This is a genomic window from Rhodococcus sp. NPDC058521 (genome assembly GCF_042719695.1).
Taxonomy (GTDB): Bacteria; Actinomycetota; Actinomycetes; order Mycobacteriales; family Mycobacteriaceae; genus Rhodococcus_F.
In genome coordinates this window covers 215,491-239,671 of record NZ_JBHXNL010000001.1, presented here as the reverse complement: position 1 = coordinate 239,671, position 24,181 = coordinate 215,491, and the positions used below count along the sequence as shown (strand labels likewise).

General features: G+C 64.0%; 25 protein-coding genes and 1 pseudogene. 10 read left to right on the top strand and 16 right to left on the bottom strand.

Annotated features, from left to right (window positions below; genetic code table 11):
• Positions 1-22: 22 nt before the first annotated feature.
• The 4 genes from mftD to mftA form a co-directional block, all read right to left on the bottom strand.
• Positions 23-1,204 (bottom strand): pre-mycofactocin synthase MftD, encoded by a 1,182-nt coding sequence (mftD, locus tag ACFWO3_RS01185; RefSeq protein WP_378572855.1) that lies wholly within the window; start codon positions 1,202-1,204, stop codon positions 23-25.
• Positions 1,205-1,216: 12 nt separating this feature from the next.
• Complete coding sequence (gene mftC, locus ACFWO3_RS01180; protein WP_378572853.1) at positions 1,217-2,437, bottom strand: mycofactocin radical SAM maturase; 1,221 nt, start codon at positions 2,435-2,437, stop codon at positions 1,217-1,219.
• Positions 2,438-2,508: 71 nt separating this feature from the next.
• Positions 2,509-2,790, bottom strand: a complete 282-nt coding sequence (mftB, locus tag ACFWO3_RS01175) for a mycofactocin biosynthesis chaperone MftB (protein WP_378572851.1) — start codon at positions 2,788-2,790, stop codon at positions 2,509-2,511.
• Positions 2,775-2,870: a mycofactocin precursor MftA gene (gene mftA / locus ACFWO3_RS01170; RefSeq protein WP_378572849.1), complete on the bottom strand. Its 96-nt coding sequence runs from the start codon at positions 2,868-2,870 to the stop codon at positions 2,775-2,777. Before mftA ends, mftB begins: the two co-directional genes overlap by 16 nt.
• A gap of 132 nt (positions 2,871-3,002) precedes the next feature.
• Between mftA and mftR the strand changes: the two genes are divergently transcribed.
• Together mftR and mftM are read left to right on the top strand one after the other, a co-directional pair.
• Positions 3,003-3,623, top strand: a complete 621-nt coding sequence (gene mftR, locus ACFWO3_RS01165) for a mycofactocin system transcriptional regulator (RefSeq protein WP_378572847.1) — start codon at positions 3,003-3,005, stop codon at positions 3,621-3,623.
• Positions 3,620-4,450 (top strand): mycofactocin oligosaccharide methyltransferase MftM, encoded by an 831-nt coding sequence (mftM, locus tag ACFWO3_RS01160; protein WP_378572845.1) that lies wholly within the window; start codon positions 3,620-3,622, stop codon positions 4,448-4,450. Before mftR ends, mftM begins: the two co-directional genes overlap by 4 nt.
• 5 nt (positions 4,451-4,455) lie before the next feature.
• On the opposite strand, the gene ACFWO3_RS01155 is transcribed toward mftM, so the two are convergent.
• Both ACFWO3_RS01155 and ACFWO3_RS01150 read right to left on the bottom strand, forming a co-directional pair.
• The gene (locus ACFWO3_RS01155; RefSeq protein ID WP_378572842.1) at positions 4,456-6,132 is read right to left on the bottom strand and encodes an ABC transporter permease; all 1,677 of its coding nucleotides are present in this window, start codon (positions 6,130-6,132) and stop codon (positions 4,456-4,458) included.
• Entirely contained in the window at positions 6,129-7,064 is a 936-nt protein-coding gene (locus ACFWO3_RS01150; RefSeq protein WP_378572839.1) for an ATP-binding cassette domain-containing protein, read from the bottom strand. Before ACFWO3_RS01150 ends, ACFWO3_RS01155 begins: the two co-directional genes overlap by 4 nt.
• 77 nt (positions 7,065-7,141) lie before the next feature.
• Between ACFWO3_RS01150 and ACFWO3_RS01145 the strand changes: the two genes are divergently transcribed.
• Together ACFWO3_RS01145 and ACFWO3_RS01140 are read left to right on the top strand one after the other, a co-directional pair.
• Complete coding sequence (locus tag ACFWO3_RS01145; protein WP_378572837.1) at positions 7,142-7,651, top strand: GbsR/MarR family transcriptional regulator; 510 nt, start codon at positions 7,142-7,144, stop codon at positions 7,649-7,651.
• 175 nt (positions 7,652-7,826) lie between these two features.
• A complete protein-coding gene (locus tag ACFWO3_RS01140) occupies positions 7,827-8,882 on the top strand; it encodes a 2Fe-2S iron-sulfur cluster-binding protein (protein ID WP_378572835.1) in 1,056 nt (351 codons plus the stop codon).
• Between the two features lies 1 nt (position 8,883).
• On the opposite strand, the gene ACFWO3_RS01135 is transcribed toward ACFWO3_RS01140, so the two are convergent.
• The gene (locus ACFWO3_RS01135) at positions 8,884-9,480 is read right to left on the bottom strand and encodes a CHAP domain-containing protein (protein WP_378572833.1); all 597 of its coding nucleotides are present in this window, start codon (positions 9,478-9,480) and stop codon (positions 8,884-8,886) included.
• Here ACFWO3_RS01135 and ACFWO3_RS01130 point away from each other — a divergent pair.
• On the top strand, positions 9,479-10,012 hold the full coding sequence (locus tag ACFWO3_RS01130) for a GNAT family N-acetyltransferase (protein ID WP_378572830.1): 534 nt from the start codon (positions 9,479-9,481) through the stop codon (positions 10,010-10,012). The two genes, ACFWO3_RS01135 and ACFWO3_RS01130, sit on opposite strands and share 2 nt — an antisense overlap.
• A 19-nt stretch (positions 10,013-10,031) precedes the next feature.
• Here ACFWO3_RS01130 and ACFWO3_RS01125 read toward each other — a convergent pair whose 3' ends face one another.
• The 4 genes and pseudogenes from ACFWO3_RS01125 to ACFWO3_RS01110 form a co-directional block, all read right to left on the bottom strand.
• Entirely contained in the window at positions 10,032-10,193 is a 162-nt protein-coding gene (locus ACFWO3_RS01125; protein ID WP_378572828.1) for a hypothetical protein, read from the bottom strand.
• 253 nt (positions 10,194-10,446) lie between these two features.
• Positions 10,447-11,323: pseudogene (locus ACFWO3_RS01120) on the bottom strand (IS5 family transposase).
• Between the two features lie 195 nt (positions 11,324-11,518).
• Positions 11,519-14,128, bottom strand: coding sequence for a LuxR C-terminal-related transcriptional regulator (locus ACFWO3_RS01115; protein ID WP_378572826.1), 2,610 nt, complete (start codon positions 14,126-14,128; stop codon positions 11,519-11,521).
• Between the two features lie 30 nt (positions 14,129-14,158).
• Positions 14,159-14,365: a hypothetical protein gene (locus tag ACFWO3_RS01110; RefSeq protein ID WP_378572824.1), complete on the bottom strand. Its 207-nt coding sequence runs from the start codon at positions 14,363-14,365 to the stop codon at positions 14,159-14,161.
• A 165-nt stretch (positions 14,366-14,530) separates the two neighbouring features.
• Here ACFWO3_RS01110 and ACFWO3_RS01105 point away from each other — a divergent pair, with 165 nt between their 5' ends.
• Positions 14,531-14,944, top strand: a complete 414-nt coding sequence (locus tag ACFWO3_RS01105) for a hypothetical protein (protein WP_378572822.1) — start codon at positions 14,531-14,533, stop codon at positions 14,942-14,944.
• 40 nt (positions 14,945-14,984) lie between these two features.
• On the opposite strand, the gene ACFWO3_RS01100 is transcribed toward ACFWO3_RS01105, so the two are convergent.
• Positions 14,985-15,713 (bottom strand): DNA alkylation repair protein, encoded by a 729-nt coding sequence (locus ACFWO3_RS01100; RefSeq protein ID WP_378573946.1) that lies wholly within the window; start codon positions 15,711-15,713, stop codon positions 14,985-14,987.
• A 173-nt stretch (positions 15,714-15,886) separates the two neighbouring features.
• Here ACFWO3_RS01100 and ACFWO3_RS01095 point away from each other — a divergent pair, with 173 nt between their 5' ends.
• Both ACFWO3_RS01095 and ACFWO3_RS01090 read left to right on the top strand, forming a co-directional pair.
• Positions 15,887-16,252, top strand: coding sequence for an SPW repeat protein (locus tag ACFWO3_RS01095; RefSeq protein ID WP_378572820.1), 366 nt, complete (start codon positions 15,887-15,889; stop codon positions 16,250-16,252).
• A gap of 13 nt (positions 16,253-16,265) precedes the next feature.
• Positions 16,266-16,892, top strand: coding sequence for a TetR/AcrR family transcriptional regulator (locus tag ACFWO3_RS01090; RefSeq protein ID WP_378573944.1), 627 nt, complete (start codon positions 16,266-16,268; stop codon positions 16,890-16,892).
• 13 nt (positions 16,893-16,905) lie between these two features.
• Here the strand turns inward: ACFWO3_RS01090 and ACFWO3_RS01085 are convergent, their stop codons facing one another.
• Positions 16,906-17,673 carry a glutamate racemase gene (locus ACFWO3_RS01085; RefSeq protein WP_378572818.1) on the bottom strand — a complete coding sequence of 256 codons (768 nt, stop codon included), beginning with the start codon at positions 17,671-17,673 and terminating at the stop codon, positions 16,906-16,908.
• Between the two features lie 27 nt (positions 17,674-17,700).
• Positions 17,701-18,882 (bottom strand): NAD(P)/FAD-dependent oxidoreductase, encoded by a 1,182-nt coding sequence (locus tag ACFWO3_RS01080; RefSeq protein WP_378572816.1) that lies wholly within the window; start codon positions 18,880-18,882, stop codon positions 17,701-17,703.
• 216 nt (positions 18,883-19,098) lie between these two features.
• On the opposite strand from ACFWO3_RS01080, the gene ACFWO3_RS01075 reads away from it, so the two are divergent.
• The gene (locus ACFWO3_RS01075; protein WP_378572814.1) at positions 19,099-20,061 is read left to right on the top strand and encodes an Asp23/Gls24 family envelope stress response protein; all 963 of its coding nucleotides are present in this window, start codon (positions 19,099-19,101) and stop codon (positions 20,059-20,061) included.
• Positions 20,058-20,627 carry a hypothetical protein gene (locus tag ACFWO3_RS01070; protein WP_378572812.1) on the top strand — a complete coding sequence of 190 codons (570 nt, stop codon included), beginning with the start codon at positions 20,058-20,060 and terminating at the stop codon, positions 20,625-20,627. Before ACFWO3_RS01075 ends, ACFWO3_RS01070 begins: the two co-directional genes overlap by 4 nt.
• Before the next feature lie 75 nt (positions 20,628-20,702).
• Here the strand turns inward: ACFWO3_RS01070 and tuf are convergent, their stop codons facing one another.
• Positions 20,703-21,893: an elongation factor Tu gene (gene tuf, locus ACFWO3_RS01065; protein WP_378572810.1), complete on the bottom strand. Its 1,191-nt coding sequence runs from the start codon at positions 21,891-21,893 to the stop codon at positions 20,703-20,705.
• Between the two features lie 87 nt (positions 21,894-21,980).
• Positions 21,981-24,083, bottom strand: coding sequence for an elongation factor G (gene fusA / locus ACFWO3_RS01060; RefSeq protein WP_378572808.1), 2,103 nt, complete (start codon positions 24,081-24,083; stop codon positions 21,981-21,983).
• Between the last annotated feature and the right edge of the window lie 98 nt (positions 24,084-24,181).

Below are 24,181 nucleotides of genomic sequence, written 5' to 3'. Positions count from 1 at the left end.
GGATCTCATGTCGCGCCGACTGTCAGGAATCGACTCCGAGCCGTCGTTCGAAACCGGGTGGGATCACGACGTCCGACGCCACGAGATCGTGAATCGACGAGCGCCCCAATCCGAGTAGCGCCGAATCGACGCCGCCACGCAGGATGTCGAGAACGTTCTCGACTCCGGCCTGTCCGTTCGCCGAGAGACCCCACAGATATGCGCGACCGATCAGGACGGCCTTCGCGCCGAGTGCGACCGCCTTCACCACGTCGCTTCCGCGGCGGACACCGCCGTCGAGGGTCACCTCGATCTGGTCACCCACGGCCTCCGCGATGGCAGGCAACGCCCGGATCGGGGCGGGAGTTCCGTCGAGGTTGTTGCCCCCGTGATTCGAGACGGAAATGGCTGTCACACCCGCATCGACGGCACGCTTCGCGTCGTCGACCCGCATGACCCCCTTCAGCATGAAGGGGCCGCCCCACTGCTCACGCAACCATTGCACGTCTTCCCAAGTGGGCAGTGGCGTTCCCATCCACTCGCCGTAGGCGCCGAAGAAGGTGGGTGCATCACCACCGGGCGGGGTGAGGTTCGGTGTGGTCAGGTCGGGGACACGGCCGGTCTTGGCGAACTCCATCAACCACTTCGGCCTGGTGATGCCTTCCGGGGCGAATTTCAGCATCGCCTTGAGGTCCATCTTCTCCGGAATCGCGGGGCTGCCCCAGTCCCGACCGTTGGAAAACGACCAGTCGAGGGTCATGATCAGACCCGTCGCACCTGCGGCGCGGGCGCGTTCCATTCGCTGGACCAACCGCTCCCGGTCCCCCACCCAGTACATTTGGAAGAAGGTCTGCTGGTTCGCCTGCGCGACTTCCTCGATGGGCTTGCTCGCGAAGGAGCTGAGCCCCATGGCGATTCCGCGAGCAGCTGCCGCCCTCGCCACCGCGACCTCACCGTCCGGGTGGACGGCCTGCACACCTGTCGGCGAGATCATCACCGGGAAGGACAGCGGCTGCCCCATCACCGTCGTCGAGAGATCGCGTTTGTCGGACAGGCCCGCAACGTGGGGCGCGAAGCCGAGTTCCGAGAACGCCTTCACGTTGTCGTCCGTGGTGAGTCCGGCCTCGGATCCTGCGACCAGAGCCGAGTACACGGACTTGGGAAGGCGTTTCTTGGCGCGTCGCTGCGCCTCGGCGACCGTTTCGAACCAGGCGTTCTTGCCCATCACTGAATTCCTCTACTTCATTCCCGCAAGCGGGTTCTCGTCACAGATCCTTGCCGGCGGACGCGTCATGAGCGTCAGCGGAACAGGAGCCCTCGGGGTCTTTCGTTTACCGGTACGCGAGTGATCGACACTCGACTTCGGGATCTCGCCGCGCGAATCCGCGAGCAGGTTCTCGCCGTAGCCCTGCACGCATTCGGGGTCGGGGCCGTCCATCGGCAAGCCCGTGAAGAACTTGGCCGCCATGCAGCCGCCGCGGCAGGAGTCGTAGTGATCGCACTTCGCGCATGCCCCGCCGGTTTGCGGAGACCGCAACTCCTGGAACAGATCCGAGTGCTGCCACACCCGCTGGAACCCACCGTCCGAGACGATGTTGCCGGCGAGGAACTGATCGTGGATCGCGAACGGGCAGGCGTACACGTCACCGACGGGGTCGATCAGACAAACCACGCGGCCGGCACCACACAGGTTGAGGCCGGGAAGGGCGTCGCCGTATGCGGAAAGGTGAAAGAAGGAATCGCCGGTGAGCACACCTTCACCCCGCGCCACGAGCCAGTCGTACAGTTCGCGCTGCTGCTCCTGGGTGGGATGCAGGTCGTCCCACACGTCCGCGCCACGACCGGACGGCCGCAGACGGGTGATTCGCAGAGTGGCACCGTACCGGTCCGCGAGATCCTTGAACTCGTCGAGCTGACCTACGTTGTGCCGCGTGACGACGATGGAGATCTTCGCGTCCCGGAAACCCGCTTCCGACAGGTTCTCGAGCGCTCGAACCGCCATGTCGAACGAGCCGGGGCCGCGCACCGCGTCGTTGACCTCGGCGGTTGCGCCATCCAGAGAGATCTGCACGTCGACGTAGTCACTCGCCGCCAGACGCGCGGCCACCTTCTTGTCGATCTTCACGCCGTTGGTGGAGAACTTCACGCCCACCTGGTGCTCGGTCGCGTAGTCGACGAGCTCCCAGAAGTCCGAGCGCACAGTCGGTTCGCCGCCGCCGATGTTGACGTAGAACACCTGCATGCGCTGCAGCTCGTCGATGATCGACTTGCATTGCTCGGTGCTGAGCTCACGCGGGTCACGTCGCCCCGAGGAGGACAGGCAGTGGACGCACGAGAGATTGCACGCATAGGTGAGTTCCCAGGTGAGGCAGATCGGTGCGTCGAGCCCGAGCTCGAACTGGTCGACCAATCGGCCGACCGGAGCGGGACTCGCGGACTGTTCGAGTACTGAGGTCATGAAGGGTCCCCGTTGCACGGTTGGGAGGATACGAATTCGGTTGAGCTCACGAATTATTCGTGTCGGTCGGGTCAGTCGGGGACGATCATGTTCGACTCGGCCAACGTGCCGAATGCGCGGGCGTACCGGGGTACTCCGGCGTCGTCGATCCCCTGGGCCTGCAGTGCCGACCGAAGACTCGGATGGTCGGGAAGTGCTTCGACCACGGCGACGATCGTGCGGTTCTTCAGGAAGGACAGCTTTCGTGTTCCGAAGTGGTAGAGCAGCGCCCCGAACGGTTCGGGGCGCAGCGCCACCTGCGGATTGATCTTCCAACCGACATCGAGATCGATCACGATCAGTACACGCCGCACATGCCGTCGATGGACACCTCTTCCACGAGGGATTCCTCGACCAGCTCGGTGTCCACGGCGTTGTTGTCACGATCGGACATGGGGTCCTCCTGCATCGATGTATCGGATGATGTGAGTCACGCGATCTGGGCCACTACCTCCACCTCTTGTGACTTGGTTCACCACTGTAATGGCATTGAGTGCATAATGACAGGGGTGGAGGTGAAATTTGCATGAGTAGTCGGCGTAAACCGTCCAGTCGGATAGGTAGGCACCCATCCACTACGCAGGATCGGATCGCCACGGTGGCGATCGAGCTCTTCGCCGCGCAGGGATTCGAGGAGACGAGCGTCGACGAGGTCGCCGAAGCAGCTGGTATCGCACGCCGCACACTGTTCCGCTACTTCCCGTCGAAGAACGCCATACCTTGGGGAGATTTCGACGACCACCTGGCAATGATGCGAGCGGAACTTGCCGAGCTTCCCGCCGACATGCCGATGGCCGAGGCGCTGACGTCGGCACTGCTGCACTTCAACACCGTTCCTGCCGATGCCGCGGCCATGCACCGAAAACGTATGCGCCTCATCTTGCAAACACCTACGCTGCAAGCATATTCGTCGGTGATGTACGAAGGTTGGCGAAGGGTGGTGGCCGAGTATGTCGCCGGACGGCTCGGCGTGAGCCCTACGGACCACGGACCACGCACGACCGGATATCTTCTCCTCGGAATTGCCATGTCCGCCTACGAACAGTGGCTCGCGGACGCTACTCTCGAACTCACCGATCTCCTCGCCTCCGGCATGAAGCAGCTGTCGGACGGCTTGCGAACCCTCGACGAGAGCGTGCCGAGATGACGACTTCCACCACACCCGAAGCATTCGATTCACTTGCCCCCTGCCCGCCGGGCCGGTGGACCGATGGCCGAGTCACCGTTCGGCACGTGGAGAGCGGACCGATCACCCTCACCCGCACGGGCGGCGAACTACTGGTCACCCATTCGCTCCGCGCCGAGGAACTCGGCGAACGCCTCGTCGCCGAAGTGACGTCTTCGATCGCCGACGCACGGTTCGGTCAGGCCGAATTCGAGTCGACGATGGTCGGACTCGTCCGCTCGACCGTTCCCGAACCGTTGGACTCGTGGGAGATCTACTACCGCAACTCACTACGGGAGCTGTTGGACGGTTCGGCAGACTTCGCACCCATTCACGACAAGGCCGCCGAACTGGTACGCGGATCGGTCCTCGACCTCGGCTCGTGTTTCGGGTTCCTGCCACTACGACTGGCCCAGAACGGCATTCGGGTCACAGCGACCGACATCCTCCCCGGCGCGATGCGACTGCTCGACGCCGTGGCACCCAGGCTCGGACTCACGATCGAAACCCTCGTGTGCAACGCCGCCGAGGTGCCCGTCCCGGATCGCAGCGTGGACACCGTGACCGCAGTTCATCTGATGGAGCACGTGGACGAAACCGTGGGTGACTCCGTCCTCACCGAGGCTCTCCGCATCGCCCGTGAGCGGGTGATCGTCGCGGTTCCGTACGAAGACGAGGCGCAGGCCTGTCACGGGCACGTCCGCACATTCGACAGCGGCGTGCTCGAGAAGCTCGGTGCGAGCACGCGGCGCCCCTTCGAGGTCTTCGACCACCACGGCGGCTGGCTGGTGATCCACGCCGACAAGTGACCTGATCACGTCGACAGGTCCCGGCGGCGGAACAGTACGATTCCCGCTGCCGCCAGTGCTACGGCAACAAGCGTGAGCCAGACGAGAGGCGCCGCGGTGACTGTCGCGGCGGGTACCGCGGGCACGTGACTGAACGGCGACACCTCCTTCACCGCCTCGGGTAGCCCGAGCAGAGAACCGAGCAGACCCGTGATCAGGCAGACGGCCAGAACGGCCCACGACAATGCGGAACTGAGCGTCGGCGCCGCACCGAACAGAAGCACCGCCGCGCCGGCAACGACGAAAACCGCGGGCGTATAGGCGAGGGCAGCGACCGTCAAGTCGCCCATCTCCCCCAACGGGTTGCCGACCACGAGGCCGTATGCCAATCCTGTTGCGACACCGGCCAGTACCTGAAGAGCGATCACTCCCCCGACCACCAAGGACACGTGCGCCAGCACCCACCGCGGCTTTCCGACTGCCGTCGCGAGGACCGATTCGAGACGGCCCGCCGATTCCTCTCCGCGCATTCGCAACAGTGCCTGCACGGCGTACGCGGCCACCCCGATCGCCATCATCCCGAAGATGGCGGCGAAGTACGCATCGACCATGTCGGAGGTGCCGCCGCCGAGCTTCGCCATCAGGTCGGCGGCTTCGTCGCCCTCCCCGAGAAAGTCGTCGATCTGGTCCCCGATCGCCCCGTAGGCAAGTGCGATCACGCCGATTCCGAATCCCCACCACAGCAGCGTTCCGCGCTGGATTCGCCACGCAGACCCGAGCACGGTCGGCAGCCAGGAAGCAGCCCGGGCGGGGCCCGGCCTGGTCGCGAAGAGACCTGCCCCCAAGTCACGTCTTTCGGTCAGCGCGAATGCTGCCGCAATTCCCACCGCCGCCGCGGCCACGAAGAGACCGAGAACCCACCAGGCATCGACGTCGTACGGCCGGGTCTGTTCGGCCCAACCGATCGGCGACAGCCATGACACCCACCCGGCCGTGACCCGAATTCCGTCGTCCGACACGCTGCCCGACATGTCCCCGATCGCACGCAACAGAAACGCGGCACCGAGGATGCCACCACTTGCACCGTTCGCGACGCGAGCACCGTCGGTGACCTGCGCTGCGACCGCCGCTACCGCGGCAAAGACGATGCCTGCTCCGCCGACGCCCAGGCCGAGCAGCACGGAGCCGCCCAGCGCGAATCCCTGGGCGACAAGCACTCCCACAATCAGAAACGCGAGAACAAGATTCGCGCAGACGGCAACGCCCAGCGCCGCCGTGAGCAAGGCCTTGCGTCCCAGGACCGCTGCTTCGATCAGCTCGGCCCGACCGGTCTCCTCGTTCTGCCGGGTGTGACGCACCACCAGCAGGATACTCATCAGCGCGGCAGCAACGGACATCAACATGACCGTCTGACTCGCCGTGACCGCACCGACACTGTCGCCGGAGATCAGACCGTTGGTTGCCAGTGCCACCGGAGACTTCGCGGTGGTGACGGCGAACTCACGGCGCTCCGCTGCGGTCGGGTACAGCCCGATCACGCTGGATGCGGAGACCGCCATCAAAGCCGTAAGTGCGATCAGCCAGATCGGGATCTGAATACGATCCCGGCGCAACGCCAATCGGATCAGCCTTCGAGTTCCCGTGTACGCGCCGGAGCGGGCCGGCGCGTACCTCGCCGGGCGAGCAACCGTTGCGGCGGTCATGACGACACCTCTGCTTCGGCGTGAGCGTGGTTCCGGCCTTCGCGCTCGAGTTCGTCGCCGTAGTGACGGAGGAACAGTTCCTCCAACGTCGGCGGGGTGGACGTCAGGGACCGCACCCCGAAGGGAAGCAGATGTTCGAGAGCCCTTGCTATCTCGCTCGTGTCGACCTCACAGGTGGCATGCAGTCCGTCGACCCGAACGTCGTGCACGCCGGCGAGTTCGGCAAGCCCGGTGACCGGCCTTTCGGTCTCGGCGCTCACGGACGTGCGCGTGAGATGACGTAATTCGGCGAGGGTCCCCGACTCGACGGTCCTGCCTTCCCTGATGATGCTGACGCGATCACACAGCGCTTCGACCTCCGCGAGAATGTGACTCGACAACAGAACCGTCTTGCCGGCGTCCGATGCCTCCGCGACACAATCCTGGAACACCGACTCCATCAGCGGATCGAGACCGGAGGTCGGTTCGTCCAGGATGTAGAGGTCGACGTCGGATGCGAATGCGGCCACCAGAGCCACCTTCTGCCTGTTGCCCTTCGAGTAAGTCCTGGCCTTCTTCGTGGGATCGAGTTCGAACCGATCGAGCAGGTCGCGTCGGCGCGATTCGTCCAGGCCGCCACGCAATCCGGCGAGCAGATCGATGGCCTCACCGCCGGTCAGGTTCGGCCACAGATTGACGTCGCCCGGTACGTAGGCGAGCCGGCGGTGAAGCGAGACGGCGTCGTGCCAGGGGTCGCCACCCAACATCTGGACGGAGCCCGAATCGGCTCGAAGAAGACCGAGGATCACCCGGATGGTCGTGGACTTGCCCGAACCGTTCGGGCCGAGGAATCCGTGCACCTGGCCCGCGGTGACCTCGAGGTCGAGACCGTCGAGGGCGCGCGTCGACCCGAATGTCTTGACGAGGTTTTCTACCGCGATTGCCGCTACCATGATTCGGACACTACACTTACTTCATGAATGTGTGAAGATTCAGAACAAGGAATATTTCGACGGAGGTCCCACCTACCTTGAGCACTTCGACGCCGGCCGAATCGGCCACCCAGGACAACACGCGCGCTCCCGACCCCGACGATCTGCGCCACTTCGTCGAGCAGCTGTCGATGGTGCTCGTGTCCATGGGCTTTCCCCCCATGCCCGCCCGCGTCTGGGCGGCGATGATGTCCGACCAGTCGGACACGATCACACCTGGCGAACTCGCAACCAGCCTCGGCGTCAGCCCGGCAGCCATTTCCGGAGCGGTTCGCTATCTCCTTCAGGTCAGCCTGATCGAGCGAGTCCCCGCTCCAGGATCTCGTCGTCAGCACTACCGCGTGAGCGCCGACATGTGGGCGAACGCCTTCGTCAAGCGACAGAGCGTGCTCGTCGAGTTCTCGGAAGTGGCATCCCATGGGGTCGAAATTCTGGGTGAAAATACCCTCGCAGCCCATCGCATCACCGCGATCCGCGACTTCTTCGACTACTTCGCCGGCGAGATGCCTCGACTCCTCGAAGCGTGGCGCGCAAACCGCCCCCGCTGACCCCGACGAATGTCACACGCGTTCGGCTCGCGCGAACCGGTGCGACATTGGTCGGAGCAAAAGGGGGCGGATGGTTACGGTGTACCGCGAGAGGTTTGCTGCTGCTACGCTGAAACTAGAACACGTTCTATCTGCGCCGGTGATTCCGACGCGAGACGAGAGGACCACAGCCGCGATGACGACAGTCGAGGTGCCGCACAGCTCCAGGTCGGTGCTGCTCACCGTGTCGAAGGTGATCGAGGAGACCCCCGATGCCTACTCCATCGTCTTCGACGTGCCGACGGACATGTCCGCCAAGTTCGAGTACAAGCCTGGCCAGTTCTTGACGCTGCGTATTCCCAGCGACCTGACCGGCTCGGTAGCGCGTTGCTACTCGCTGGCCAGCTCCCCCTTCACCGACGATGCGCCGAAGGTCACCGTCAAACGAACGGTGGAGGGTTACGGCTCCAACTGGCTGTGTGACAACCTCGACGTGGGCGACTCGATCGAGGTCCTGCCCCCTTCCGGCGTCTTCACACCGAAGTCGTTCGACCACGACTTCCTGCTTTTCGGTGCGGGTAGCGGTATCACTCCCGTCATCTCGATCCTGAAATCGGCACTCACCGAGGGCACCGGCAAGGTCGTTCTCTTCTACGCGAATCGTGACGAGAAGTCGGTCATCTTCGCGGACGAGCTTCGTTCACTCTCGCAGCAATATCCGTCTCGACTCGTCGTCATCCACTGGCTCGAGACGCTCCAAGGCCTCCCGAGCGCCGAGCAACTGGCCAACGTGGCGGCCCCCTACCTCGGACACGAAGCGTTCATGTGTGGGCCGACGCCGTTCATGGACACGATCCACAAGGCACTCGCCGACGCCGGTATGCCACGAACTCAGGTCCACGCCGAGGTGTTCAATTCCCTTGCCGGCGATCCGTTCCGGGATGCCGAAGTTGTCGAGGTGACCGACGAGGAAGCCGCCGACGCCGCCACCGTGGAAGTCGAACTCGACGGCGAGACACACAGCATGTCGTGGCCACGCAAGCAGACGTTGGTGGACATCATGCTGGCCAAGGGAATCGACGTCCCCTACTCCTGCCAGGAAGGCGAGTGCGGATCGTGCGCCTGCACCGTCCTCGAGGGCAAGGTCGAAATGGAGAACAGCGAGATCCTCGACCCGGAGGACATCGAGGCAGGCTACATCCTCGGCTGCCAGGCCCGCCCCGTCACCGACCACCTCAAGATCGAGTTCTGATTCAGACCAGTCGTCCGAACCCGACGACCGCCGAATCATCGGCCCAGTCGACGGTGTGCACTCGAATCTTTCCGAGTTCGTTGCCGCCGACGGTGGTTGCGGTCGTACCGTCCACCGCGACCACGAAGTTCGTGTGCTGACCGACCCAGCTGCTGTTGTCGTACAGCACCACGTCGCCCACAACCGGCTGGTATCCGCTTTCCACGGACTCGAACCGTGACTGCGACTCGTAGTACTCCTGCAGCGTGTAGACGCCCGGGATGCGCCAACTTCCCGAGTTGGGGTTCGACAACGGACTACCTGCCTCGCGCATGATCCAGCTGACGAAGTTCGCGCACCACGGCTCTTCCACGCCCTCGGAGTAGTGCGTGCCGGGCTGCTGCTTGCCGTGCTCCTCTTCGATCAGTCGCACCACATCGGCCTGCAGGGGCGAAAGGGAGGACGTGTCGATGTCGGGAAACTTCGCGGTGTCCCACGGCAGGTATCGCGACGGTGCCCACCACAGCACGCCCGCAACGATCAACGCGAGAGCCGAGAGCACGGCGACAGCCACAAGCCTGCGTTGGGTCCGGCGTCGGGCTGGGGCGGAGGCTGTCATGCCATCGAATCTAGCGGGCGCCCACCTGCTGCGTGAGCCCGCTACGATGTCGGCCATGCTCGAATTGCGGCGTACTACCTCCGCGGACCTCGACTTCCGTGCACTCGCCCAGCAACTCGACGCCGATCTGCATGATCGTTACGGCGACGATCAGGACGCGTATGACGAACACAACGTGTTGTCTTCGACGGATTCGGTGGTCCTGGCATTCGACGACGACCGACCCGTCGGATGCGGAGCATTCCGCCGCCTCGATGGGTGCGACATCGAGTTGAAGCGCATGTTTGTCGCGACCTCTCACCGCGGGCGAGGCATCGCTGGTTCGGTGCTGACCGCCCTCGAAGTCTGGGCTCGTGAAGAAGGTTTCCGGCACGCGGTCCTGGAGACCGGAGTCCGTCAATCAGAAGCGATCACCCTGTACCGCCGTGCCGGGTACAGGGTGATCGACAATTACGGACCTTTCACGGGCATGCCCCTGAGCATGTGCTTCGCCAAGACGCTGATGGCCGATAGGATTCGTCCACTGAGCTAGCTTCCAGGTACAGCTAGGGTCATAGCCGTAGTTTGGCGACCTCCGCTTCCAACTCGGCCAGTCTGCGATACAGGGCCTGGATGCTGGCCATGCACACACCATTGGCATCGACCATGTTGATCCGGCGGTCCGTGAAGCCGAGCCCGAAAGCGGCCGCGAAGTCCTGAGACATCGGGCCCATGTGCCGAATCGAATGGTGGTCGAACCCATAGCCACATACTCACTGGCAGTGCGACCATACGGTCGAGCACCTCATTGACACTGACCGGTTCCGGCCGGAGGGTGCTCACCCCGCGGCGCCGCGTCAATACGGACCTCAGCCACGCGACCGGGTGTCGGGAACGTCCTACCGTGCGAGCGCGCAGACGCGACCGGCCGGTGTCGATCCACCGGCCGGGCGCCTCGGGTAGCGCTTTGTCCCTAGAGCGTGTCTGTTAATTGCGGACGCGGTAGTGGATGACGAGCGACGCGAGGAGTACTCCACCGAGGTAGGTGGTGGCGTATTTGTCGTAGCGGGTGGCTATCGCACGCCATTGCTTGAGTCGACCGAAACTGCGCTCGACGGTGTTGCGTTCGCGATAGCGGGCCTTGTCGAATCCGGGTGGCCGGCCGCCGGCTGATCCCTTGGCCTTGCGGTGTGCGATCTGGTAGCGGCGCTCTGGGATGGTGTGCGAGATCTTGCGTTCACGCAGGTGCTTTCGAGTGCTCGGATGCGAGTATGCCTTGTCAGCGAGCAGACGAAAGGCGGCGGTGTCGTGGGTGCGGTGCGCCTCGAGCAGCGGCGCCGGGTACGGGTTGTCACCAGCGTGCCCAGCCGAGAGCATCAGCGTCAGTGGGCAGCAGTGCGCGTCGGTCAGTGCGTGGATCTTGGTGCTCAGACCACCGCGTGAGCGACCGAGTGCGTGGTCGGCGGGTTCGTGGGCGAGATTGTTGTCATTCGATCGAGCCCCCTGTGTGAGCATCGGTGAGCGCACCGGCGGAGTGCTGATGGGCGCGCACGATCGTCGAGTCGATCGACAAAAGGCGCTCGAGATGCAGGCTGTCTTCCGGGGCGGCGGCGCGCACGGCAGCGAACATCCGCACGTAGGTGCCGTCGTCGGACCAACGACGATGACGCTCCCAAATCGACTGCCATGCCCCGAAATGATCGGGTACGTCCCGCCACGGAGACCCGGTCCGGAATCTCCAGGCGATCGCTTCGAGCGTCAGACGGTGGTCGTTCCAGGGGCGTCCCCGGCGACCGGACAGCGCAGGGAAGACGGGTTCGATCGCAGCCCACAGGTCGTCGGAGATCTCATCAGCACGCAACACTCACGCAGCATCGCGCACGGAACCACGAATATTTAGCAGACACGCCCTAGTTCGGTTCCCCTGTTTGAGGACTCCGTGTTCGGTTGAACACCTACAACTTTCAGGGATCACGGCGCCGAAAACCATCATCACAAGGGTGGAAAGGAATCACCCCCGGGCGAAGTGGCCCCGCGCAGTCTTGGACTTTGCCCTGGATCACTCACCGGAGATGATGGCGGCGAGTTCCGCACGATTGGCGGCGCCGGTCTTCGCAGCGGCCTGGTACAGGTGGCCCTCCACAGTCCTGACCGACAGTGTCAACCTCTCGGCGATCTGACGATTCGTCAGTCCGAGTGTCAGCAACGAAACCACTTCGCGTTCCCGAGAAGTCAGGGGCGACGGGTGCGCTGCTTCACGTGTTGCCGGTGTGGATATTCCACCGCACTCCGCTGACAAACGAGCAGCGCGAGCAGCCGATATCGACGCCGAGCCGCGCTTCTGTTGGCGCGCATAGGCAACGGTTGCCTGCGCGGCGGCGTCAGCTGCCGCGACCCGATCACCGATGTTCTCGAACAGGATCGACGCGCCCTGCAATGCCGAAGCGTCGGCGGATGCCAGTGCGGCCGAGTAGTCTGCGACCGCGGGCGCACGTGGACCCCGGACCTTGGACGTCAGCTCGGCGCATCGGTGAGCGGTGGTGCGATCACCGAACTGTGTGGCGGCCTGCAAACAGACAACTTCCCACGCGAACTGTCCTCTTTCGGCGGCGAGGGTGGCTGCCGAACGAGCCGCGGAGATAGCATCGCAGTCCACACCACGTGCCGCCGCGACCCATGCTCTCGTCAGCCCGAATGCAGGGTCGAGTAACCCCCAACTCGGATGATGTCGTCTCCCGGCATCCTCGAGTGCGTCGTAAGCCGCAGGATGTCCCGCCATCGCCATGGCCTGAGCGCGCGCGAGCTGGTACCGGTAGCCGAATCCGTTAGCGTCCCGAATACCGACGACGACATCGACAGCACGGGTCAGCAACTGCTGTGCAGCGGAAACATCCCCCGTGCCGAGGGCCGCATGGCCGGCCACGGCGTCGCCCAGAACCTGTGCATCGCCTGGAAGATCCATCGCCTGTTCTTGCAGTTGGCACGCGACCTGATGCGCTTCGCTGTTTCGGCCGGCCATCACGAGCACGTCGACGTACGCGTCGGCGAGTACGAATCGCAGTCGCGCGGCTTCCAGATGCTTCTCAACGAGACCGAACGCATCCCGGACGATTCGCACGGCCTCGTCGATATGCCCCGCTTCGCCATGCGCCACAACCAATGCCCACGAGGTGACCGCCGCCACCACAGGAGAAAGCTTCGTCAGATCGATCGACTGTGCGGCGTCGATCGCACGCTGTGGCCACCCCATTGCCGTCCAATACAACGCATGGAAAGCCGAAAGGCACGGCATCCCATCCGGTCCGCACGACGACATCGCCTCGTCGACGAGGTTCTTTCCATCCTCCGGCCGACGTAGCGTCCACAACAGATTTGTTGCCTGCAGGAACACATGCCGCGCCTTCTCCGAGTCTCCGAATCCTGCTGTGGGGATGCTGCGCAAGACGGCGTCTGCTTCCTGGCCCCGGTCGAGCCACGAAAGAGTGTGAGCGCGTATGTATCCCGCCTCTGGACCGGCACCCGCGTCGATTGCGGCGGCAGCAAGCCTGTCGGCGAGAGCTGGGTCGGCCAGCCACAGCGCACGCGCGGCCGCTGCGGTGAACAGCGCCGGTTCTGCGGGTAGATCCGAATCCAGCATCAACGCTGCTCTACGAACGAGGCGCCGAGGGTCGTCTCCGTCGACGCTGTCTGTCGTGTTCGCAACAATGCCCCGCAGGCGTCGCATTCGCGTGGAGGCAATGCGGGCACGACGAACTTCCGCGTACAGCGGATGGGCGACTCGCACCTCCAGTCCAGTATCGGTAGGTGAGATCGCAAGCAGGCCGCGGGTATCGGCGTCCTCGACGGCGACCGATGAGGTGAGCCGCTCGAGATCCCCGATCTCGAGCGGCTCGCCTACCGCCAGCATGTCGAGAACTTCTGCGACGTGTGGCGGAAGGTCCCCGATCCGGCATTCGATCAGTTCCACAAGGCTCGCCGATGCGACCGGCCCCCCGACCCAGTTCCAGAAGTCGCCTTCGCGTCGGAACCGACCGACGGCGCGCTCGTGGTCCACAACCATTCTCAGGTAGAGGAGATTGCCACGGGTCAGCTTCCACAGGCGCCGCGCAGCTCCCACAGCGACCGGCCCGCCGAGCACCAACGACACCAGTTCGGCACTCTCACTTTCCGACAGCGCTTGAAGTTCGAGAATCTCCACATGGTGGTCCTTCCACAGAGCGCGTACCGCGTCGGGTACAGGCTCGCCACTACGGATGGTGATGATCACCTTGGCGGCACGTCGCAATACCAACTGGTGCAAGACGAATGCAGACATGTCGTCGAGGAGGTGCGCATCATCCACGCCGACAACGACTTCCGCTGCTGCGAGACGATCGGTCAGTGCATCGATTACCCCACGCACCAACTGCACCATATTGTTGTGCGGTTCGCTCGCCCACTCCGCGAATGTTCCCAACGGAATGGTCCGTGCAGATTCTGTGGCCACTGCCCACCGCACAACAAGGCCCCTGGATTCGGCACTTGTCAATGCCTCCCGGGCGAGACGGCTCTTGCCGACTCCCGACTGTCCTGAAATGACGGCACCCGCGTAGTCCTTGTTACCGGACAACGCGTTTTCGAGGAAGACCAACTCTTCCGCACGGCCCGCAAGGGGCCATCCCCCGGACATTCTGTATACGTTACTCCGTTGACAGCGAGGTCATCCAGGGTCCAATCCACGTGCGAATGCTGCCGCGAGCTTCTCCTCGGCGATGCGCAACACTGTGGGGAGTGCCTCCCGCTCGATTGCGAGGTACTCGCAGATCACCTGGTCCGATACACGCGCATCCCGAAGACGCAAGGCCAGCGAATACGACGTGGGCAGCTGGCGCAGCGCCACCTCGTAGGGATCAAGTGCATCGTCCACGCACCCAGTCTGCGACGGCGGAGCGTCAGATGCTCGCGTAGACGACTACGTGCCTTCCTGTCGATGTCACCGACGGGAACACGAGTAGTCGACTACTCGTGGCCAATCCACGAATCGAGCACATAGTCGATATGTAGCAATCTCACACGATTGAAGGAGTACGCCATGTCGAGCACCAAAAAGTTTCGCATATCCGCGGCCGTGTTCGTCGCGGCCTCCGCCGGCGTGATCGCACTGGTTCCCGCACCGGTCGCAAGCGCCGGGCCGATCCCGTTTCCGGGAGCCATTGGGGTGTGCCCGTTTCCGACATTTGTGACAGGTGCCACCGTCACCCCGGCGCTCGGGATGCCACCCACGCTGACTTTCGCGCCGACACTGACCGGGGCAAAGGTCACCTGGGTCAGAACCCTTCCAGCTCCTCCGCCTCCTCCGGCTCTTCCGCTTGGCAACGTCGCCACGGTCGACGCAAGTGGGAAAGTCCTCACACCAGGTGTGGGTGCTGGCGACAGAGTGCGCGTACAGATCGAGTCTCAGGGCGTGTGCTGGATCATTCCCGGCGTTACCGAAGTCACGTATTGATCGAGCAGCAAAGGAGTCACCCCGGAACGACTGCTGACAGTCACCGCCTAGCGCGGTAGTCGGCCCGCTCTTCTGCGGTGAGGTGCTCACACGCGTAGGTGAGTGCGGTCCTTCCCATGTCCGCAGCGAAGTGGTCGAGGAAGCCCGTCAGCAACTGCCGGTCGACGCGTTTGCCCACTTCCCGCAGCATCCAACCGGTTGCCTTCTGGGTGAGGTCACGCCGGTCTGCGAGCACGCGTTCTGCCAGTTCGAGGGTCGTGGATGCGTCTCCTCTACGAATGAAACCGAAGGTGGTCAGTAGCGCGACTCGACGGCGCCACAGGTCTTCGTCCTCGGCCAGTCGGTGCACGGTGTCTCGCGGACGATCGAAGAACCAGCCGCCGAGCACGTTCGGCGCAGAAGCGTCGACCAGATCCCAATTGTTGACGCGGCCTCGATGGACGAAATCAAGATAGAGGATCACCGACTCCTCCTGAGCACACTCGTCACCGGCCTTCTGCGCGGCGGACAACTGCTCGACGAGGATGAGTAACCCGGCGAGCCGATGCTCGTGCACAGGACTGTCCATCAGCAACATCACCTCGCTTGCGGGTAGTCCGATGTGATCGCGAACCACCTTTCGCGTCCTCGGAACGCGTACCCCGATGAAGGTGTCCCCCTCGCCGTATTCACGCGGCCCGGTCTTGAAGAACCGTGCCAGATTCACTGCGTCGTTCTCGTCCGCCACAGCGGCGAGAGCGCGCTGCACGTCAACCGCTCGCTGCGCCATTCCCATACTGTTCCACGCGACCCGAAGCCCGGTGCCGACAGCGACCGAAAAGGTCACAAATGTACCCTGACCTGCGCCTGCGTTATCCGAATGCAACGGGCCAAGGTATTGATCGGTCGGTCGATCAGGCATGTACTGGAGGTGGACACAATCCGTTTTCGAGGAGGCTCGACATGAAGTCGTGGAGTCGTATGCAAGATGTTGTGGCGGTGGTGATCGGCGTCTTCGCGGCGCTCTCCCCGATGTGGGTCGACACCAACAACGCCGCTCGGTGGTCTCTCATCGTGCTCGGTGCACTCGTGGCACTGTCCGGTCTGGTCCACATGGCTCGTCCCGAAATGGGTTGGGCCGAATACGCCATGGGAATCATGGGTGTGTTGCTCTTCCTCTCGCCGTGGGTCATGGGCTTCTCCGGAATGGGTGGCGCAGCCTGGACGGCCTGGGTGGTAGGTGTGCTCGCGGTAGTCGTCGCGGTCACCGGACTACCGATGATGAGTTCCCGAATGCACGGACATGGAGGGCTGGCCACCCACCACTGACACCCGCCGAGAAATCGATACCGGCCGGACGGGGCGCGGGCACCGACCCGCGCCCCGTCCCTCACGTCGGGAGCAGGATGTGCCCAACCGTGACGGCAAGACCCGTGAACTCATCCTCGATGCCGCAGAAGAACTCATCGGCGGCGACGGCTACGACGCCACCTCCACAGCACGCATCGCAAAGCTGGCCGGCGTGCCGAAAGGACTCGTCTTCTACTACTTTCCGACCAAGCCGGAGATCCTCCAAGCGCTCCTGTCCGAGCGGCTGCCGACCAAGCCGATGACGGATGTGTCGCCGATCGTCACGCCCGGTGACCCGGCAAAGAGCCTCGTCGCACTCGACACCGCCCTGAACATGCTCGATCGCCACACCTCGCTGCTGCGTCTGATCCTGTGGCGCGAGGCGCAAACTCAGCCCGCGGTTCGCGCACAACTGCGCCAGTTCCGGGCATACGTTCGTGACGCAACCGTGCGGATTCTGCAGGCCAGCGTTCCGTATCCGGTGCGACCCGAAACGCTGCGAGCGTGCGCCAATGCCTGGGTCGCTGCCACGTTCTCGGTGACTCGGGGCGACAGCAGGGACGAGGAGCTCGGCAGCGTCGCGAGAGTCGTCGCGGCCGGCATGCTCCAGCTCGGTTGAGTAGCGAGGTCGGCTACAACAGCGACGGTGCGGCGAGAATCCGTCCAGCGTCGAAGTTGGTCGCGCTCGCCGGCAGTTCTCCCAACCGGCCGCTGAGGTACACGGTCACCGTGCCGTCGCCCGCCGCGGGGCGACCGAGTCCATCGATACGGCGCAGAGTCTGTGCAGCGACCGCCTCGGAACTGTCGAACAATTGCACGCCGTCGGGAAGCGCCTCGGCGATCTGGTCGACCACCAGCGGATAGTGTGTGCACCCCAGCACCACCGCCGCGGTCTCCGGCGGGGTGCGCAGGACCGCCGACGCGATTGCCTCGCGGACCCGCTCCTTCTCGCCGCGGTCGATCGCCTCGGCAAGTCCGAGGCACGCAACCGGCACCACACTGGAACCGTTGCCGAACCGCTCGATGAGATCGGCCTGATAGCGGCTCGCCGTAGTAGCCGCCGTCGCCCACACTGCGACCGCTGGAAACGCTGCCGCCGCCGGTTTGACGGCCGGCACCGTTCCGATCACCGGAATGTCCGGACCGACGAACTCACGCACGTGCTCCAAGGCGGTGACGCTGGCGGTGTTGCACGGCAACACGATCACCTCGGCACCCCGGTCCAATGCCTGAGCGGCCGTACCGACGACACGTTCGACCACCCAATCGACCGGTTTCGGCCCCCACGGGGCACCGTCCGGATCCATCGCGAGCATCAAGTCCAGGTCGGGGCGCAGCTTCCGCAACCACGCCGACGTCGGCAACATGCCAAGACCCGAGTCGATGAGTGCAACGATCACGGCACAAATCTATCGTGACGGCTGCCGCTACGCCGACGCAGCCTCCAGCGCGTCGCCGATGGCTGCGGCGCCGGCGATCTGTCCGCGCATCTTCATGACCTTGCCGGCCAGGCCGGCTCCGACCACTCCGGCCAGTACGCCGTCACGCTCGTAGTAGGCCAGGAACTTCCGCCCGTCGTCCTTGACCACGTGCACGGTGTCACCGGCAGCGACGGTGCCGAGTGCCTGGATCTTGAGGCCGTACTGGTCACTCCAGAAGTAGGGAACCTGGACGGCCGCATCCGGGTCCGATGTATCCGTCAACGCCCCTGCCAGGATCTTCGCCTGTTCCCCGGCGTTGCTCCAGTGCTCGACTCGCTTGCGCCCACCGACGTCGACCTGCCATGCCGCGACGTCGCCTGCCGCCCACACGTGCGACACGTTCGTTCGCCCGACTTCGTCGCACAGCACACCGTTGTCCACGTCGACGCCGGAGCCGGCCAGCCACTCCGTCACCGGAATCGACCCGATACCGACGGCCACCACGTCGACCTCGATCTCGCTGCCGTCGGTCAGTACGGCACTCGACACACGGCCGTCGCCCCGAAGCTCCGCAAGCCCCACGCCGACACGGAGATCGACTCCTGCTTCCTTGTGCAACCGGCCGACCAGTTCCCCCACCTGCTCACCGAGGACCGACGCGAGCGGCGCGGACTGCGGCTCCACCAGCGACACGTGAACACCGCCCGAGTTCATACTCGCGGCCAGCTCGCAGCCGATGAATCCGGCTCCGACGATCAGCGCCCTCTTGCCGGGAGCCAACTCCTCGCGCAGCGCCAGGCTCTCGTCGATGGAGCGAAGTACGTGGACCCCGCCGAGGTCGGGAAGACCTGCGATCTTGCGTGGCGTGAGGCCCGTGGCGATCACGAGTTCGTCGTAGCCGAGCGCACTGCCGCCCTCGAGCTTCACTTCTCGTGTCACGGTGTCCAGACCGACAGCAGCAGACCCGAGCCGAAGTTCGATCTTCTCCTCGTCGAAGAACTCGCGGGGTTTGAGCGTGGTGTCGTCCCGCTCGCCGCGCACCACCTCTTTCGACAGCGGCGGCCTGTCGTATGGCAGGTGTGTTTCGCCACCGACCAACACCAGTTCACCCCCGAACCCGGCACGCCTGAGCTCTTCGGCCACCCGCAATCCGGCCAACCCGGCCCCGACGATCACTGCTCGCTGCACTATCGGTACCCCATCCCGTTACCCTCGCCTGACGACGAGTCGTCGACCACACTCGCCCGGAATTCTGGGCGTCGTCACAGTTTTGTGGTTTCCGTCTTACCAAACGGGGCACCAGAAGTGTTAGCTCCCCTATGGGCGAGGAGCGAATCGGCGGGATCGAGGAAAGCGACGGTCACTACTGTTGCTGTAGTGGTAGGCGAGGCGGAGGAAACTATTGTGTCGGAAGCGCCGAGCACGGACGAACCCGGCGGCCGTGGGCAGTTGGCGATCAAGGAACGGGTGATCGCCAGGATCGCGACCACCGCGGCCCTGAGAGTCCCGGGTGTCGTCCGGGCGTCCGGCAGTCTTCTTCGATTCACCCACCGAGATCTGCCACGCGCCGATGTGACGATCGGCGCGAGAGCTGTCGCCATCAATCTCTATGTGGCCGTCGAATGGCCGTGCCGACTGGATGTTCTCGACAGTCGCCTACAGCGGGATGTGAACGAGCAGGTGGAGTTCATGACGGGGCTCCCCGTTCACTCACTGCACGTGATCGTTGCCGACACCAGACGGGTCCGCCACAACACAGGCCTCGACGACTCCGCTGTGGACGACTCAGCTGTGGACCGTGATGCAATGCCGCCCGCACACACGACGACGACACCCGCACACTCGCCGAGAGCGAAGCCCGTTGCCGCCCCGGTGGCGAGTGTGGTCGCGGTGCTCGCACTCGCACTGTCGGTCATAACTGCCCGCGAGCTGCTCATCGAAGGCGAGCAATACTCGGGGGCGCCGTGGATCCGGAACACGTTCGAATGGTTGGGACGACTGCACTGGTCCGGTTGGTTGGTACCGGTGGCCGCCGCCTCCGTCGCGATCGGGGCGCTGTTCGTCGTCTGCGCACTTGTCCCGCGACGGCGAACGCACCGGGGTGTGCACTCGGAAGAAGACGCCGAGACCGTCGTCTGGTTGCGCCCCATCGACCTCGCACGCCGGGCGAGCGATAGGGCTCTGACCGTCCCGCGGGTCACCACCGCCGAGACGACCGTGCGGCGCACCCGTCTCACTGTCCGTGTCACGTGCGATGAAAGGGACGGCGAGCACACCGATCCGGAGGTCGCAGTCCGCTCTGCATTCGAACCGGACCTTTCGATCCTCACGCACACACCGACCCTCCGAGTGAAGGTGACCGAGTGAGCCACCGCGCGTCGCTGTTCAACCGGTTCATCGCCCTGGCCATCGGCCTCGTGCTTCTCGTCGCCGGGGCATGGGCCTTTGCCTGGAACACAGGCGTGCCGTTCGCACGTGAAAGGGTGGCGACCTTCGACCGAATCCGAGTCGCGACGCTGCCGGACGAGTCCTGGTGGTCGTGGGCACTGCTGGGAGCCTGTGTCGGCGCGTTCCTGTTCGGCGTCGGCGTTCTCTACGTCAACTTCACGCGACGCCATTCACCGTCAGCCCGTATTCACGACCCCGAAACGCGTGGAATCCTTTCCGTGGACCTGCGCCGCCTCGCACGCAGTGTCGCCCAGGAACTTCGCGATCATCCCGGTGTTCGCCACACCAGAGGCCGTGCAATCGTCGAGCGGGGCCTGCCGACAGTGTCCGTCGTCGTCACTGCCGAACCCGGATTGGATCTGGAGCACTTCACCGCACGTGCGGAAGCAATCGCGGCCCGTGTCGCACGCTGTCTCGACGGAGCGGACGTCGCCACCCAGGTGCTGCTGCACCTCGACCCACCGGATACCCCGCGCACGATCTGAACATCGACCCACCGAAACCGCCTGTGGCGCCCACCCCCGAAGGAGTGAGCGCCACAGAGCAGTGGTGAAACTAGATCACGCGATGATCTTCGTGACCTTGCCGGCACCGACGGTACGGCCACCCTCGCGAATCGCGAAGCGCAGGCCCTCGTCCATGGCGACAGGCTGGATCAGCTTGACGGACATCTCGGTGTTGTCACCGGGCATGACCATCTCGGTGCCCTCGGGGAGGGTCACAACGCCCGTAACGTCCGTGGTACGGAAGTAGAACTGCGGGCGGTAGTTGTTGAAGAACGGCGTGTGGCGGCCACCCTCGTCCTTGGACAGGATGTAGGCCTGGCCCTCGAACTCGGTGTGCGGGGTGGTGGTGCCGGGCTTGACGACAACCTGTCCACGCTCGACGTCTTCACGCTTGATACCACGAACCAGCAGACCGACGTTGTCGCCGGCTTCACCGGAGTCGAGGAGCTTACGGAACATCTCGATGCCCGTGATCGTGGTCTTGGTCGCCTTCTCCTTGATGCCGACGATCTCGACGTCCTCGTTGACGTTGATGACGCCACGCTCGATACGACCCGTGACAACGGTGCCACGGCCGGTGATCGTGAAGACGTCCTCGACCGGCATGAGGAAGGGCTGGTCGGTTGCGCGGACCGGGTCCGGAATCGACTCGTCGACAGCGTTCATGAGGTCGAGGATGCTCTGACCCCACTTCTCGTCGCCCTCGAGTGCCTTGAGAGCCGAGACCTTGATGACCGGTGCGTCCTCGTCGAAGTCCTGTCCGGCGAGCAGCTCCCGGACCTCCATCTCGACGAGTTCGATGATCTCTTCGTCGTCGACCATGTCGGACTTGTTCAGTGCGACGAGGATGTACGGCACGCCGACCTGGCGAGCGAGCAGCACGTGCTCACGCGTCTGGGGCATCGGGCCGTCGGTGGCGGCAACCACGAGGATCGCGCCGTCCATCTGGGCAGCACCGGTGATCATGTTCTTGATGTAGTCGGCGTGACCCGGGGCATCGACGTGCGCGTAGTGGCGCTTCTCGGTCTGGTACTCAACATGCGAGATGTTGATCGTGATACCGCGAGCCTTCTCCTCAGGAGCCTTGTCGATCTCGTCGAAGGCCGATGCCTCGTTGAGATCCGGGTACGCGTTGTGCAGCACCTTGGTGATGGCCGCCGTCAGCGTGGTCTTGCCGTGGTCGACGTGACCGATGGTGCCGATGTTCACGTGCGGCTTCGTCCGCTCGAACTTCGCCTTCGCCACTGTGTGTCCTCCTGGACTGATTGTTGCTTGCGGTATGCAGCAGTGCGGTTGTTTTACTTTGGTCGTGCTAAGGGCAACAGGTGAAGATTACTCGCCGGTCGCCTTGGCGATGATTTCCTTCGAGACGTTCGCGGGAACCTCTGCGTAGGAATCGAACACCATGGAGAAGTTCGCTCGGCCCTGGGTCTTCGACCGCAGATCACCGATGTAACCGAACATCTCCGAGAGCGGAACCAGCGCCTTCACGACACGGGCACCACTGCGTTCCTCCATGGCCTGGATCTGACCACGGCGGGAGTTCAGGTCGCCGATCACTTCACCCATGTAGTCCTCGGGTGTGGTGACCTCGACAGCCATGAGCGGCTCGAGAATGACCGCGCCGGCCTTGCGGGCAGCCTCCTTGAGCGCCTGCGAACCTGCGACCTTGAAGGCCATTTCCGACGAGTCGACGTCGTGGTAGGCGCCGTCGAGGAGCGTCAGCTTCAGGTTCACGAGCGGGTAACCCGCGAGGACGCCGTACTGCATCGCGTCCTGCGCACCGGCATCGACCGAAGGGATGTACTCGCGCGGGATGCGACCGCCGGTGACCTTGTTCTCGAACTCGTAGGTCGCACCGTCTTCGCCGACGAATGGCTCGAGCGCGATGATCACCTTTGCGAACTGGCCGGAACCACCGGTCTGCTTCTTGTGGGTGAAGTCGTGCTTCTCGACCTTCTTCGTGATGGTCTCGCGGTACGCGACCTGCGGCTTACCGACGTTCGCCTCGACCTTGAACTCGCGCTTCATGCGGTCGACGAGGATGTCGAGGTGGAGCTCGCCCATACCGCCGATGACGGTCTGGCCGGTCTCTTCGTCGAGCTCGACCGAGAAGGTCGGGTCCTCTTCGGCCAGCTTCTGGATCGCGACGCCCAGCTTCTCCTGGTCGGACTTGGTCTTGGGCTCGATCGAGACCTGGATGACCGGGTCCGGGAAGCTCATGGACTCGAGAACGACGGGGTTCGCCTGGTCGCACAGGGTGTCACCGGTGGTGGTGTCCTTCAGACCGATCATCGCGTAGATGTGGCCCGCGACTGCCTCGTCGACCGGGTTCTCCTTGTTGGCGTGCATCTGGAAGAGCTTGCCGATGCGCTCCTTCTTGCCCTTGGTGGCGTTGAGCACCTGCTGTCCCGGATCGAGACGGCCGGAGTACACGCGCACGAAGGTGAGCTTGCCGAAGAAGGGGTGCGCCGCAATCTTGAAGGCCAGAGCCGAGAACGGCTCGTCCTTGCTGGGCTTGCGGGTGAGCTCTTCTTCCTCGTTGCCGAGGGCGTGGCCGTGGACCTCGCCGATGTCGAGCGGGTTCGGCAGGTAGTCGATGACCGCGTCGAGCATGGGCTGAACGCCCTTGTTCTTGAATGCGGAGCCACACAGGACCGGGTAGAGCTCGGAGGCAACCGTCATCTTGCGGATGGCGCCCTTGATCTCCTCGATCGTGAGCTCTTCGCCGCCGAAGTACTTCTCCATGAGCTCTTCGTCGGACTCGGCAACGGTCTCGAGCAGCTTCTCGCGGTACTCGGCAGCCTTGTCGGCGAGATCGGCGGGGATCTCCTCGATGGTGGCCTCTGCACCGATACCCACGGTTCCGCGCCAGGTGATGGCCTTCATCTCGACGAGGTCGACGACACCGTCGAAGTTGTCCTCGGCACCGATGGGGAGCTGCAGGACGAGCGGCTTCGCACCGAGACGGTCGATGATCGTCTGCACGGTGAAGTAGAAGTCCGCGCCCATCTTGTCCATCTTGTTGACGAAGCAGATGCGCGGAACGTCGTACTTGGCAGCCTGGCGCCAGACCTGCTCGGACTGGGGCTCGACGCCCTCCTTGCCGTCGAAGACGGCGACAGCGCCGTCGAGGACGCGGAGCGAACGCTCGACCTCGACCGTGAAGTCGACGTGGCCGGGGGTGTCGATGATGTTGATCTGGTTGTTGTTCCAGAAGCAGGTCACCGCGGCAGAGGTGATCGTGATGCCGCGTTCCTTCTCCTGCTCCATCCAGTCGGTGGTCGAGGCACCGTCGTGGGTCTCACCGATCTTGTAGTTCACACCGGTGTAGAAGAGGATGCGCTCGGTGGTGGTGGTCTTACCGGCATCGATGTGCGCCATGATGCCGATGTTGCGAACCTTTTTCAGGTCGGTAAGCACTTCCTGTGCCACAGGATTCTTCCCCACTCGTTGTTTCGTGTCGGCCCGGGTAAGGGCCACGTCTATTTGTGTTCTCAGCCGGCCCGCTCTTCGGAACCGACACTGCGACC